Origin of the sequence: Cupriavidus sp. KK10 (assembly GCF_018223725.1) — a bacterium.
In the GTDB taxonomy this organism is placed as follows: Bacteria; Pseudomonadota; Gammaproteobacteria; order Burkholderiales; family Burkholderiaceae; genus Cupriavidus; species Cupriavidus necator.
Genome location: NZ_CP073677.1, coordinates 1,983,712 through 1,996,332 on the forward strand (window position 1 = coordinate 1,983,712; position 12,621 = coordinate 1,996,332).

Here is a 12,621-nt window from a genome sequence, read left to right on the forward strand (position 1 = left end):
CTCCCTGATTTAATGTTGTTGGCTTATACCGTGGCGATCGGCGTCACCGGCGACCCAACTGCTCCGGGCAGGCGCAGCGGCGGGGCGGTGAGCTGGAAGCGCGTACGGCCGTTGGCGCGCAGCCAGTCCGCCAGTTCACGCAGGTACCACAGCTCGCCCAGCGGCAGGCCCAGCTTGAACAGGCAGTGGTGGTGCAACGGCAGCAGCGGGTGGTGCTTGTCGCCATCGGGCGCGGGGCGGGCGGGGTAGCGTTCGACCGCGTAGTTGTCGGCGATCAGCGCGGCGATGCCGGCATCGGTGATCCAGTTCAGCAGGCGTTCGTCGCGGCCATCCAGCGCGCAGCAGCTGTGGTGCAGCACGGCTTCATCGGGGTTGCGCTGCATCGACAGCACCACCTCAGCAAAGCCGGTGCGCAGGAGCAGCATGTCGCCGCGTTCGACTTCCACCTTGCCGGCATCCAGCGCGTGCATCAGGTCGTCGTAGCCGACATTGCGGAAGTCCATGCCGAAGGTGTGGGCCAGGTCCACCAGCGCGCCCCGGCCCTGCATGCCCTTGACCGCGAAGTTCTCGATGCCCAGCGCCTGCGCGGCACTGTGGTCGTGGCCGCAAGGGTGCGCGGCGAAGTTGTCGTCCTCGGCATAGTCCACCGGGCCGACGATATGCTCGTTGGCGCGGTAGCCGTTGTAGTAGACGCGCTCCGGGCGGCCGTCGCCGTCGGCATCGAACAGCGCGCCCACGTGTGCCAGCGCATCCCATTGCGTGCTGTATTGCAGGCACAGCAGCACCTGGTCGTCGCTGATGACGTCGGTGGCGGTGGGATCGACCTTGGCCAGCGGGAAGTTCAAATAGGGGATGTCGTCGCGGAAGGTAGGCCGCAGCACCGGCGGATGCCGGCGCGGGTTGAGCTTGTTGCCGCCGGGGTAGTCCAGCGGCAGCGACAGGCAGAAGCTGATGCCGGCCTGCACCTCGCGCGCGCCTTTCACGACCTGCTCCGGGCCGATCAGGTTGATGCGGCCGAGCTGGTCGTCGGGGCCGAAGTCACCCCAGTTGGAACCTTGCGGACGTTGCTTCCAGCGCATGAGTCATGCCTCCTGTCGTGTGCGTGGCCGACGGAGCGGCCGGTGTATGGGGTATCAGTGCGGCGTGGCTGCGCGATGTGCGTGGCCACGCGGAAGATCTCCTGTCCGGTTCTCGTGGCATGAAACCGGTTGCATCCTTATAGGCCATATCGCGGGGGATGGTCATTTTGCGGTGCAGCAGGATTTCGGCGAGTTGGCCTCCTTCTTAGTGGCGGACAATGCTGGTTCATGATGTGTTGTCGTACAACATGACAGGGAAGTGGCTTATATCCGTCCTGAAAAAACGAGAGATAGGGAATTCCCGGGGTCATAGGCAGCCATAAGCAGATAGAATGTTGTCAGACAACGTAACACTAAAGGTGCGCGACGCGCGCCAGGCTGGAGATGACATGGCAGTGACCCCGACGGCAGGTGAGCAGGCGGCTCGCCCGCTGTACATCACGATGCACGCGAACGACAACGTTGCCATCGTGGCCAACGACGGCGGCCTGCCGGCGGGAACGGAATTCCCCTGCGGCCTGGTGCTGGCCGAGGGCGTGCCGCAGGGCCACAAGGTGGCGCTGACTGATCTGCGCGAGGGCGGCGCGGTGATCCGCTACAACGTGGTGATCGGCTACGCGCTGAAAGACCTGCCACGCGGCAGCTGGGTCAATGAGCGGGTGATCCGCATGCCGGCCGCGCCGGAACTGCACGACCTGCCGGTCGGCACGCGCGTGGCGCCGCTGCCGCCGCTGGAAGGCTATACCTTCGAGGGCTACCGCAATGCGGACGGCTCGGTCGGCACGCGCAATATCCTGGGCATTACCACCACGGTGCAGTGCGTGGAGGGCGTGGTGGAGTTTGCCGTGCGGCGCATCAAGGAAGAACTGCTGCCGAAGTATCCCAATGTCGACGATGTGGTGGGCCTTGAACACACCTACGGCTGCGGCGTGGCGATCGACGCGCCCGATGCCGGCATCCCGATCCGCACCATCCGCAATATCGCGCTGAACCCCAATTTCGGCGGCGAGGTGATGATCGTCAGCCTGGGTTGCGAGAAGCTGCAGCCGGCGCGCCTGATCGGCGCCGGCACCATCCCGATCCAGAAGGAGGGCGAGCCCGACGTGGTCTGCCTGCAGGACGAGCAGCATGTGGGCTTTGCCTCGATGATCGATTCGATCATGGCCACGGCAGAGAAGAACCTGGCGCGCCTGAACGCACGCCGGCGCGAGACCTGTTCGGCGTCTGACCTGGTGGTCGGCGTGCAGTGCGGCGGTAGCGATGCCTTCTCCGGCGTCACCGCCAATCCCGCGGTGGGCTTTGCCACCGACCTGCTGGTGCGCGCCGGGGCCACGGTGATGTTCTCCGAAGTGACCGAGGTGCGCGACGGCATCGACCAGCTCACCGCGCGCGCGGCCACGCCCGAGGTGGCCGAGGCGCTGGTGCAGCAGATGGCCTGGTACGACCGCTATCTGGAGCAGGGCAAGGTCGACCGCAGCGCCAACACCACGCCGGGCAACAAGAAGGGCGGCCTGTCGAATATCGTGGAAAAAGCGATGGGCTCGATCGTCAAGTCCGGCACCGGCCCGATCCATGGCGTCACCGGCCCCGGCGAGAAGGTCACGCAAAAGGGGCTGATCTATGCCGCCACGCCCGCGGGCGATTTTGTCTGCGGCACGCTGCAGCTGGCCGCCGGCATGAACCTGCACGTGTTCACCACCGGGCGCGGCACGCCGTACGGGCTGGCCGAGGTGCCGGTGATCAAGGTGTCCACCCGCAACGACCTGGCACGGCGCTGGCATGACCTGATGGATGTCAACGCCGGCCGCATTGCGACCGGCGAGGCCACCATCGAGGAAGTGGGCTGGGAGCTGTTCCACACGCTGCTGGCGGTGGCCAGCGGCAAGAGGTCATGGGCCGAGCACTGGAAGATCCGCAATGCGCTGGTGCTGTTCAATCCGGCGCCGGTGACCTGAGCCTCGGGTCTGACTGCGCTACGTACGCCCGCGCAACGGCTTGAGCAGATGTGACAGGCCGTTGTGATCCAGTTCGTGCATCAGCGCCAGCAGCGCGCCGATCTGCCCCGGCGGGAAGCCCTCGCGCGCGAACCAGTTCAGGTAGTTGCCTGGCAAGTCGGCGATCACCGTGCCTTTGTGCTTGCCAAAAGGCATGGTGACTGTGACCAGCCGCTTCAGGGCGTCGGCATCGAAATCGGTCATTGGTGGGCGGAAAGTCGGAAGGCTCCACGCTATCACAGTCAGAAGGCGCTCGTGATGCCCATTTGACCAAGCACCTGCGTGCGCCCGCTCGAAGCCGCGTTGGGCCCGAAGAGCCCATTGATCCATGCCCCCGTAGCCGGGCCATCACCTGAAGCCCGTTGATAGACACCTTCGGCATAGACGGCGGTCCGTTTTGAGAAGCGATACATCAGCGTGCTCGTCAGCGGGACAGCGTCATTGTTCAGGAGGATGGCATTTCCCTTCATGTACTGGACGTTGCCACCCAGTGTCCATGCGGGAGCGAGCGACCAGTTTGCGCCGATTTGCCCCTGGGCCTGTGTGTTCTCGGTATGCGCATATAAGAAAGACGCTGGTCATGACCGGTCCGAAGCTGTAGCGCATGCCGGCTCCGAAGTTGCGGATGCCGTCTTGCCCGTTGTTCATCTGCAGATACTTGACGTCCGTGTAGGCCGCGCCGGCGGCGAACCAGCCGCTCGAATAGTTGACGCCAAGGCTGACGGTGTTGCCGGAGGAAAACGACCCGGCGACACCTCCAAAGCCGTACAGGGCGCCGAAGGTCAAGCTGGCAAAATTGGCCGATTGGTACTTTACCGATCCTGGTACCCGAGCGGACCACCCGATCGAAGTCCGCCGATCCAGTGGGGTTGTTCGGGATGCCGAGGGCGGAAAATGGTCCCTGCCGGAAATTGTAGAAGCCGCCATAGGTCAGTGCGCCATCGAAGCCGCCGTTCGCCTCGTGAAAGCCGCCAAAGAGCAGCGAGTCGAACATGAAATCATACTGGTTGCCAAAGGTCAGCTTGCCCCAGTGCTGGTTGGACAGCCCGACCCAGGGAGATCGGTTTCCTTGAGCAACTCGGCTGCCATATCGTCGTGCTGTCCGGCGCGGCTTCGATACCCGGGGCAGTGGTGGAACTCGATGGCGCTCAGGCAGCGTTCATGCATGGGCATGGCATGCAAGCTTACATCAGCCGGCCGGACTTTACTGTTTTCGGCGGCGTTTCCGACCTGGCGAGTCTGCCCGGCCTGGTCGATTCCCTGCGCCAGAAGCTGCACTGGCGCGGTGCGGCGCAGTCCAGCATGCTGGCCGGGACCAGCGCAGCGGCTGTTTCGTGAGCGCGGGAGCCATGATGACGACAACGGTTTCTTCGGCAGCGCTTGCGTTCCAGCGGGCGATGCCGGTCACACGCTTGCTGGATTGCGGCATGGACTATGCCGACGCCGTCCGGCTGTTCGACGCCACAAGGCCGGGGAGATGATTGGGATCGCATGGCCGAGTCGCTCGCCGATGCTCAGTTGGAGCGCGCCGAACACGCTGCCAGGGCCGGCCACCTGGTGACAGCCGCCCAGGCCCAGCCATCCAGGCCAATTTCGAACGCATGCGCTTTCAATCGCACCGCGACAGGATCTCTTGCCCGTTCTCGTGCTGCATGGCGGCGCGGATCCGTTGGTGAAGCTGGAAGACCAGCAGCCTTTCCTGGACGCGGCGCTCACGGACGACGTGACGCTACGAATCTGGCCGGATGGCGAGCATACGATCTACAACCACGCGGCCGAGCGGACGGTGCTGGTGGCGGATTGGTTGCAGACCGGCTCTGCTGAATGGACGCCGCCCGCCGTCAGGCGCGCTGGATCTTCGCTTCCTCCACAGCCGCGCGCACGCACTCGGCCAGCAACTCTGACGCCCGGGTGCGCGTCGCGCGGGCCGTGCGCGCGATCACCAGCGGCTGGCGCACGGTGTCTTCCCGTATCGGCTTTTCCACGACGGCGGTGACCTGGGACGACGCCGGTGCCTGCGTGATCAGCAGCGCCGCGCCCAGTCCGTTCGCCACCATGCCGCGCGCCAGTTCCAGCGAAGTCGCGCGGTAGCGCACCTCGGGCTGCAGCCCGAATTGCCAGAACGGCGCCATCAGGAATTCACGGCTGTGCGGCAGGTCGATCAGGATCAGCGGTTCCTGCGCCAGTTCGTGCAGCGACAGGCTGCCTTTGCGCCTGGCCAGCCGTGAGCCTGCGGGCAGCAGGCCGTAGGGCCGCAGCTCTGCCAGCAGTTCGCGCTCGATGTCATCGGGCATGCCCACATCGTAGGTCAGCGCCAGCTCGATCTGCCCGCCGTGCAGCCAGTCCTCCAGCTGGGCGAGGTCCCCTTCGACAAAGCGTACCGACAGTTTGGGATAGCGCTCGCGTGCCATGCGCAGCACCACCGGCAGGTAGACCGGCGCCAGGGTGCGGAAGACGCCGATCTGCACCTCGCCCGCCGAGGCATCGCCGCTCTTGTCCACTTCAAATGCCGTTGCTGCCCCAAGGATGTGGCGCGCTTCCGCCAGCTTGCGCACGCCGAAGCGGGTCAGGGTCATCCTTGCGCCGACATCGCGGGCGAACAGGGCTTCCTCGAACAGCGTCTCCAGTTCACGGATGGCAACGGAGATGGAGGGCTGCGAGACGTTCAGCAGCCGCGCCGCCGCCGTGGTGCTGCCGGTTTCCGCCGTCGCGGCGAAGTAGCGCAACAGCCGCAAGGAGACACGCATCAGAAAATCCTATAGGTGCTAGTCGAATTTCATATTTTACTTGATAGCCTGCGCTGCGCAGAATCGGTGTCACTGAAACGCAAGCCCGCGGGCTTGCAAGCCCTGGAGGCCAAGACGTGACCCATTCCGACCTGCCGCTTGCCGGCATCCGCGTGATCGATTTCTCGCGCGTGCTGGCGGGCCCTTACTGCACGGCGCTGCTCGGCGACCTTGGCGCCGAGGTGATCAAGATTGAACCGCCGGGCGGCGACGACTACCGCGCGGTCGGTCCCTTCGTCGATGGCAAGAGCGGCCTGTTCTCTGCCATGAACCGCAACAAGCAGAGCATCGTGATCGACCTGAAGACGGCAGCGGGCCTGGCGCTGGCGCGCTCGCTCTGCGCCCGGGCCGACGTGGTGGTCGAGAACTTCCGTCCAGGTGTCGCGGACAAGCTGGGCATCGGCTATGAGGCGCTGCGTGCGCTGAATCCGTCGGTGGTCTACGCCAGCGTGTCGGGCTTCGGCCAGACCGGCCCGGAATCGCATCGCCCGGCCTACGACATCATCCTGCAGGCAATGTGCGGACTGATGGACGCCACCGGCGCCCCGGACGGCACCCCGACCATGCTGGGCGAGGCTGTCTCGGATGCGGTCAGCGGCCTGTTCGCCTCATGGGGCGTGCTGGCCGCGCTGCTGGCGCGCGAGAAGACCGGGCGGGGCACGCATATCGATGTCTCGATGTTCGACGCCACCCTAAGCCTGAGCGCCACTCTGGTTGCGCGCTATGCCGCGACCGGCTTGGCGCCGCGGCGCGTCGGCAACCGCCATCCCTCGTCCGCGCCGTTCGGCGTGTACCGCGCCGCGGACGGCTTCTACGTGGTGGCGGTGCTGAACAACAAGCTGTTCCAGGCACTGGCCAATGCCATCGGCCGGCCGGAGATGGCGCAGGATCCGCGCTTTGCCGACGACGAGACGCGCTGCCGCTTCGAGGGCGATCTGTGCGCCGTTCTCGAAGCCTGGTCGGCCAGCTTTTCCGTGGCCGAGGTGAACCGCCTGCTGAGCGAGGCGGGCATTCCTGTCGCGCCCATCCGCAACGTCAAGGAAGCCCTGGAAAGCGACCATGCCGCCCACCGCGGCCTGCTTACCGAAGTGGCCGAGGCGGAAGGCGGCACCGTGCGGCTGCCCTCGCAGCCGGTGAAGTTCTCCGGCTACGGCGCCAACCGCGTGACGCCCGCGCCGGCGCTGGGGCAGCACACCGAAGCCATCCTGGCCGAGTTGGCCAACGCTGCTACGGCGCATCCGCAAGTGTTCAGCAAGGAGAAACAACATGCATAAACGACTGGGCGTCGAACCGGGCGATCTCGAGATTGCCGACGCCATCGGCCGCTTCGCGCAAAGCGAACTGGCGCCGAAGGCGGCCGAGGTGGACCGGGCCGAAGCCTCCACCACGTGCTATGTGCCGCAACTTGCCGAACTCGGCCTAATGGGGATGAACCTGCCGGAACGCTGGGGCGGGACCGAGACCTCGCCCGTGGCACTGATCCTGTCGTTGGTGGAGGTTGCCAAGGCCTGCGCCTCTACCTCGTCGATGATCGGCGCGCACTACCTGGCTACCGATTCCATCCTGATCGGCGGCGACGACAGCCTGCGCGAGCGCTACCTGCCGGATGCGGCCGCCGGCATCAAGCTGGGCGCCTTTGCGCTGACCGAGCCGCGCGCCGGCTCCAACCCGGCCGACATGGCCACGCGCGCCACCCCGGAGGGCGACGGCTACCGACTGCGCGGGGTCAAGCATTTCATCTCCAACGCGGACGCGGCGGACTTTATCGTCGTCTACGCCAAGACCGATCCCGCCGCGGGCACGCGCGGTATCAGCGCCTTCGTGGTGGACCGGCACAGCGAGGGCGTGGAGATCGCTCCTGCCGAGAAACTGATGGGCATTCGCGGGGCGCCGGCCCATGAGGTGGCGCTGGACTGCTTCGTCCCTGCCGCCAACCGACTGGGGCCGGAAGGCACGGGCTTCCGTACCGCGATGAAGGTGCTGGACAACAGCCGCCTGGACGTGGCCGCCACCAGCCTGGGCATTGCCGAGGCAGCGCTGGCCTGCGCCGCGGACTGGGCCAGGCAGCGCCAGGTCGGCGGCGAGCCGCTGGCGCGCAAGCAAGGCCTGCAATGGATGTTCGCCGACATGCGCACGCGGCTGGAGGCGGCCTGGCTGCTGACCCTGCAGGCGGCGGTACGGCGCCGGGACGGCGAGCCCTTCACCGGGCAGGCATCGATGGCCAAGCTCTATGCCTCGGAGATGGTCGGCTTTGTTACCGACGCCGCGCTGCAGATCCACGGCGGCTACGGCTTCACGCGCGAAATGCCGCTGGAGCGGTTGGTGCGCGATGCGCGGATCCTGCGCATCTATGAAGGCTCGTCGGAAATCCAGCGGACGGTGATCGCACGCGCGGTGCTGGCGTAAGCGCCGCTGCAGATCCGATGGCGGGGATCAGGGCGTGGCAGGCGTGTCAGGGCTGTCAGGCGTGGCGGCGGGCGCGGCAGGTGTGTCAGGCGTGGCCGCGGGCGTGGCAGGCTTGGCTTTCCGCGGCCGGGCGCCCGCACTGCGGCGGGCCTTCAGCTGCTGGGCCCGCTTGGCATCCGCCAGGCTGACGACGCCGGCCTCATTGCCGTCCAGGTCCAGCCGCTTGGCGCCTTCCACCATGCACGACCAATAGCGTGCGCCGCTGCACCAGGTGCGGATCGCTTCACGCAGCTCCGCCTCGGTCAGGGCAAGCTTTCCCGCATGCTGGGCCAGATCCTCAAACGTGCCGACCTTCAGCGGCACCTTGGGTGCCGGGTTCTTCGGAAACGCCTTGGGGAAGTGCTTCTGCAGCCGGGCAATCGAATGCACCACCGGATCGACGGGCGGCTTCGCGGGTGCGGCAGCCGGCGCGGCAGCTGGCGCGGGGCGCCGGCGCTTGCCTTCCGTACGTGATTCGGCCTTCGCCTTGTTTGCCAGTTGATCCCTTAGTGCTGCGAGTTGTTCAAAGCCCATGATATTTGCCGTTCTGTGAACCAGAATTGTAGCAAGGCTGGGCCAATGACAGGTTCGGCGGCATTTTGCATGCGGCGGGCATGCGTCGAATACGTCTCTCGCTCCCGAAAGGCGGGGCCCGGACAGAAGGGCTGGCGGCGGGACGTCCTCATATGATTGCCCTGAGCAGGCGGACCATCCGTTCGAAAATCGAGGAGCAGCGGTGGATTCCTATGCCATGAACGGTGAAACGCCAGACGAATCGCACCTGCAGCAATCCCGCGCAGCGCTCACCCTTGCTGCGTTGGGCGTCGTCTACGGCGATATTGGCACGAGCCCCCTTTATGCGGTCAAGGAAACCTTCAATCCAGCCCACGGGATTCCCCTCGTAACCGAGAACATACTCGGCGGCATCTCCGCGATCCTCTGGGCGCTGATGGTGGTCGTTTCGCTCAAGTACGTGATCCTCATCATGCGGGCAAACAACAGGGGCGAAGGCGGCATCATGGCACTGCTCGCGCTCGCTCTGGCGTCCGTGAAAAAGGTCGGTCGCTCCCCGACGCCGATCCTGCTCGTGGGCCTGTTTGGCGCGGCGCTCTTCTATGGTGATGCCGTGCTGACGCCTGCCATGTCGGTGCTCTCGGCGCTCGAAGGCATCGAGGTGGGCACTACCGCGCTGCAGCCGTATATCTTGCCGGCATCCGTGGGTGTGTTGATCGCGCTGTTCCTGTTCCAGCGCCATGGCACCGCGGCCATCGGCGCGCTGTTCGGGCCTGTCACGATCGTGTGGTTTATCGCCCTGGCCGCCGCGGGCATCCACGGCATCGCCCGGTATCCAGCAATCCTGGGCGCGCTCAGCCCGCTGCACGCGCTCGGTTTCGTGACGCAGCACGGGTTCGCCTCGTTCGCGGTGCTTGGGGCGGTGCTGCTCGCGTTCACCGGTGCCGAAGCGCTCTACGCCGATATGGGACACTTCGGCAGTGCCCCGATTCGCCTGGCCTGGTTCGGCCTGGTATTCCCGGCCCTTGCGCTCAACTACCTGGGGCAGGGCGCGCTGATCATTGTGAATGCAAAAGCAATCGAGAACCCCTTCTACCTGCTCTTTCCGTCGTGGGCCCTTTATCCGATGGTTGCACTTGCGACAGCGGCAACAGTGATCGCGTCGCAGGCGACGATTTCGGGTGCCTACTCGCTGACGAAACAAGGAATCCAGCTGGGCTATCTGCCACGCATGAACGTGGTGCACACATCAGAGCGGGCGATCGGTCAGATCTACATACCGACGCTCAACGGGATATTGCTTGTTGTGGTTCTGATTGCCGTGCTCGGCTTCGGGTCTTCGTCCAATCTTGCTTCGGCATACGGTGTCGCGGTCACCGGCACGATGCTGGTGACGACGCTTCTCACCTTCTTTGTGATCCGCTACGGTTGGCGCTACAACTTGCTGCTAAGCCTTTTCGCAACTGGCTTCTTTATCGCGGTGGATATGGCTTTCGTTTCTTCCAGCCTGTTGAAAGTTGCCGAAGGGGGCTGGTTCCCGCTCGTTGTCGGGGCCGTGATGTTTGTCGTGATGCTGACATGGGTTCGCGGCCGGCAAGCCCTGTTGGAGCGGCTCCAAAGTACCGACGTACCCCTCAAGTCGTTCCTGGATTCGCTGTTTCTCGCACCACCACCGCGTGTGCCCGGCACGGCGGTGTTCCTTACCCCGACACCGGATGTGGTGCCACATGCGTTGATGCATAACCTCAACCATAACAGGGTGCTACACGAGCGCGTCGTGTTTCTTACCGTCAAGATGAAGGACGTACCATCGGTGCCGGTGACCGAGTGCGCGGCCGTTGAACCGCTCGGACACGCCTGCTACCGGATAACGCTGCGCTTCGGTTTCATGAACCGGCCCGATGTTGCGCAGGCGCTCGGCGCGCTGCCTGCGGCGGCTGGCCTGGAGTTTGACATCATGGACACCTCGTTCTTCCTGAGTCGCGAGGCCATCGTCCCTGCAGCCGGCGTTTCCAGTGGCATGGCCTCATGGCGTGAGCGTCTGTTTGCCACGATGAGCAGGAACGCCGGTAATGCTGCAGATTATTTCAACATACCGGCAAATCGCGTGATCGAGATTGGCACGCAGATCGAGATCTAGACCGCAGGCGGTACCTGTTCTGCAAAGGACTCCGTGGCCCAGGCGTCCCGTACCTCGGCAGCCAGTTCATCGGCGCGCCCTTGATAGCGTGGCGAAAAATGGAACGGCGTCACCGCGCGTGCGCCGATGCTGCGCGCAATCAATCCGGCCTGGGCAGCGGTCAGGTGGTTCTTGCGCAGGCCGTGTGCCCGGTCAACGTCCAGGAACACGCTCTCGATGAAGAGCTGGTCGACGCCTTGCATCAGTTGCGACAGCGCTTGCACGTTCTCGCTCGTATAGCGCAGGTCGGTCACGTAGCCGATGCGCCGGCCGGGCTCGGCATCCAGGATCAGCCGGCTCAGCTCGCCGACCGTTCGCGCCGACGCATGGTCGCCGAGCCGGTCCCGCCACTGCACAAGGATCGGCGCATCGTCGGCTGCGCCGGTCAGGACGGCATGCTTGAGTTCGCGCAGCCAGGCGCCGGTGGTCAGACCGGATGCGGCCAGGCGTTCCTTGTTGACGCCGAGTCGGGCCTTTTCCTCCACCAGGTAGGCCAGGCATGGAGTCCCGTGGTCGACAAAGCAGGCGCGCACCCGGAACGTCGCTTCGTCGTGCACGATATCGCCGGTCCTCGCGGCGCGCGCTTCGGCTTCTCTGGCAAAGCCGTGCCGGCTGGAAAAGCAGGCGCGCCGCATCTGCCGGTCCAGTCCAAGTTCGGCCACTTCGATGACCAGTTCGGTGGCGTAGCGATGCACCACGTTCCAGGTATAGGCAAGCAGCTTGTGCTCGACCTGCGCCAGGAATCCTGGCCCGCCGACCAGCACAATGCGCGGCTTGCGCCCGAGCAGCACCCGCAGCAGCTTGTCGAAGCCAGAGAAATGATCCATGTGCGCATGCGTGACAAACACATGCGACAGGCGCATCAGTTCGCGCGGCATCAGCCGGGCGATGTCGCCCAGGTCGAACAGCAGCGCGCGCCGTTCGTCCAGGAAGTCGACGAACAGCCCCGGGTCGCCAAAGGCATCGTTGACGAGGCGGGCTTCCAGCAAAGGGCGCATGATCAATCGCGGTGCGACCGGCACCAGGCTCAGGCAAAGGCGCATGCTGGTCCGGGCTGCCAGTCACCGCCCGGTCAGCTGGCGCAGCAGCTTCTGCACGATTCGCTCATGCTCCTCCAGCGCCGCGTCAAGCGTCTGCGCGCCAAAACTTTCATTGTCCTGCTCAGCTAGCCCTGTGACGCGCGTGATGAACAAGGGGGTGTCCGTCGGTGCGGCTTCCGACACGCCCCGGAAGCGGGTCGTCACCATGCCGCCGGACTGCTCCAGCAGGGTGCGGCGGAATACCAGGTCGTTGTCCGCCATCCAGCGCGACCATTCGTCGTGGTCGGTTACCTGCACTGGCCGGTTCTTCTCATCAAGGATATAGAAGCGGCGCCATTGCTGTGCGTCTTGACGAGGCTTCATCGAAGGCCACCTCCGTACGGTTGTGGGCACCCGGGCTCGGCGGACAACCGTGGCCGGAGTGCCGGAAGCTGGCCGTCTGTGGCCGCAAAGTGCTTTGCAAGGGACTGCCACGCAAGGCACGAGCTCAACGTTGCCCTACAGCCAGTCTATTTAACGCCCGCCACAAACTGGAGTAGATTTGAAGAGACAGGCGCGCACAAGGTTGCCACAGGGGTGCCAGCG

Annotated in this window: 12 protein-coding genes; 5 read left to right on the forward strand and 7 right to left on the reverse strand. The window is 65.2% G+C overall.

The genetic code is table 11. The features are described from left to right. Window positions 1-23: 23 nt before the first annotated feature. Window positions 24-1,079, reverse strand: coding sequence for a cyclase family protein (locus KB879_RS09620; RefSeq protein ID WP_013952605.1), 1,056 nt, complete (start codon window positions 1,077-1,079; stop codon window positions 24-26). A 389-nt stretch (window positions 1,080-1,468) separates the two neighbouring features. Here KB879_RS09620 and garD point away from each other — a divergent pair, with 389 nt between their 5' ends. Next, complete coding sequence (garD, locus tag KB879_RS09625) at window positions 1,469-3,034, forward strand: galactarate dehydratase (protein ID WP_211981113.1); 1,566 nt, start codon at window positions 1,469-1,471, stop codon at window positions 3,032-3,034. Window positions 3,035-3,052: 18 nt separating this feature from the next. On the opposite strand, the gene KB879_RS09630 is transcribed toward garD, so the two are convergent. Together KB879_RS09630 and KB879_RS09635 are read right to left on the reverse strand one after the other, a co-directional pair. Beyond that, window positions 3,053-3,277 carry a DUF3820 family protein gene (locus KB879_RS09630; protein WP_013952607.1) on the reverse strand — a complete coding sequence of 75 codons (225 nt, stop codon included), beginning with the start codon at window positions 3,275-3,277 and terminating at the stop codon, window positions 3,053-3,055. Window positions 3,278-3,511: 234 nt separating this feature from the next. Continuing rightward, entirely contained in the window at window positions 3,512-4,000 is a 489-nt protein-coding gene (locus tag KB879_RS09635) for a porin (protein ID WP_211981115.1), read from the reverse strand. A 249-nt stretch (window positions 4,001-4,249) separates the two neighbouring features. On the opposite strand from KB879_RS09635, the gene KB879_RS09640 reads away from it, so the two are divergent. Further along, window positions 4,250-4,411, forward strand: coding sequence for a hypothetical protein (locus KB879_RS09640; protein WP_211981116.1), 162 nt, complete (start codon window positions 4,250-4,252; stop codon window positions 4,409-4,411). A 503-nt stretch (window positions 4,412-4,914) separates the two neighbouring features. Here KB879_RS09640 and KB879_RS09650 read toward each other — a convergent pair. Then, window positions 4,915-5,820: a LysR family transcriptional regulator gene (locus tag KB879_RS09650; protein ID WP_013952610.1), complete on the reverse strand. Its 906-nt coding sequence runs from the start codon at window positions 5,818-5,820 to the stop codon at window positions 4,915-4,917. A gap of 116 nt (window positions 5,821-5,936) precedes the next feature. Between KB879_RS09650 and KB879_RS09655 the strand changes: the two genes are divergently transcribed. Together KB879_RS09655 and KB879_RS09660 are read left to right on the forward strand one after the other, a co-directional pair. Then, complete coding sequence (locus KB879_RS09655; protein ID WP_211981118.1) at window positions 5,937-7,133, forward strand: CaiB/BaiF CoA-transferase family protein; 1,197 nt, start codon at window positions 5,937-5,939, stop codon at window positions 7,131-7,133. Next, window positions 7,126-8,265 carry an acyl-CoA dehydrogenase family protein gene (locus tag KB879_RS09660; protein ID WP_211981120.1) on the forward strand — a complete coding sequence of 380 codons (1,140 nt, stop codon included), beginning with the start codon at window positions 7,126-7,128 and terminating at the stop codon, window positions 8,263-8,265. Before KB879_RS09655 ends, KB879_RS09660 begins: the two co-directional genes overlap by 8 nt. A 27-nt stretch (window positions 8,266-8,292) precedes the next feature. Here the strand turns inward: KB879_RS09660 and KB879_RS09665 are convergent, their stop codons facing one another. After that, window positions 8,293-8,838 carry a ProQ/FinO family protein gene (locus KB879_RS09665; RefSeq protein ID WP_041228589.1) on the reverse strand — a complete coding sequence of 182 codons (546 nt, stop codon included), beginning with the start codon at window positions 8,836-8,838 and terminating at the stop codon, window positions 8,293-8,295. A gap of 217 nt (window positions 8,839-9,055) precedes the next feature. Here KB879_RS09665 and KB879_RS09670 point away from each other — a divergent pair, with 217 nt between their 5' ends. Beyond that, window positions 9,056-10,957 carry a potassium transporter Kup gene (locus KB879_RS09670; protein ID WP_211982155.1) on the forward strand — a complete coding sequence of 634 codons (1,902 nt, stop codon included), beginning with the start codon at window positions 9,056-9,058 and terminating at the stop codon, window positions 10,955-10,957. Here KB879_RS09670 and KB879_RS09675 read toward each other — a convergent pair. Together KB879_RS09675 and KB879_RS09680 are read right to left on the reverse strand one after the other, a co-directional pair. Next, window positions 10,954-11,994: an MBL fold metallo-hydrolase gene (locus KB879_RS09675; RefSeq protein ID WP_153955876.1), complete on the reverse strand. Its 1,041-nt coding sequence runs from the start codon at window positions 11,992-11,994 to the stop codon at window positions 10,954-10,956. The two genes, KB879_RS09670 and KB879_RS09675, sit on opposite strands and share 4 nt — an antisense overlap. Before the next feature lie 63 nt (window positions 11,995-12,057). Then, complete coding sequence (locus KB879_RS09680) at window positions 12,058-12,399, reverse strand: hypothetical protein (protein WP_153955875.1); 342 nt, start codon at window positions 12,397-12,399, stop codon at window positions 12,058-12,060. Window positions 12,400-12,621 lie beyond the last annotated feature (222 nt).

What these genes read in the sequence shown, in the direction of transcription:
- KB879_RS09620 (WP_013952605.1), bottom strand. Translation starts at nt 1,079, where the DNA reads ATGCGCTGGAAGCAACGTCCGCAAGGTTCCAACTGGGGTGACTTCGGC.
- garD (WP_211981113.1), top strand. Translation starts at nt 1,469, where the DNA reads ATGGCAGTGACCCCGACGGCAGGTGAGCAGGCGGCTCGCCCGCTGTAC.
- KB879_RS09630 (WP_013952607.1), bottom strand. Translation starts at nt 3,277, where the DNA reads ATGACCGATTTCGATGCCGACGCCCTGAAGCGGCTGGTCACAGTCACC.
- KB879_RS09635 (WP_211981115.1), bottom strand. Translation starts at nt 4,000, where the DNA reads ATGGCGGCTTCTACAATTTCCGGCAGGGACCATTTTCCGCCCTCGGCA.
- KB879_RS09640 (WP_211981116.1), top strand. Translation starts at nt 4,250, where the DNA reads ATGCAAGCTTACATCAGCCGGCCGGACTTTACTGTTTTCGGCGGCGTT.
- KB879_RS09650 (WP_013952610.1), bottom strand. Translation starts at nt 5,820, where the DNA reads ATGCGTGTCTCCTTGCGGCTGTTGCGCTACTTCGCCGCGACGGCGGAA.
- KB879_RS09660 (WP_211981120.1), top strand. Translation starts at nt 7,126, where the DNA reads ATGCATAAACGACTGGGCGTCGAACCGGGCGATCTCGAGATTGCCGAC.
- KB879_RS09665 (WP_041228589.1), bottom strand. Translation starts at nt 8,838, where the DNA reads ATGGGCTTTGAACAACTCGCAGCACTAAGGGATCAACTGGCAAACAAG.
- KB879_RS09670 (WP_211982155.1), top strand. Translation starts at nt 9,056, where the DNA reads ATGAACGGTGAAACGCCAGACGAATCGCACCTGCAGCAATCCCGCGCA.
- KB879_RS09675 (WP_153955876.1), bottom strand. Translation starts at nt 11,994, where the DNA reads ATGCGCCCTTTGCTGGAAGCCCGCCTCGTCAACGATGCCTTTGGCGAC.
- KB879_RS09680 (WP_153955875.1), bottom strand. Translation starts at nt 12,399, where the DNA reads ATGAAGCCTCGTCAAGACGCACAGCAATGGCGCCGCTTCTATATCCTT.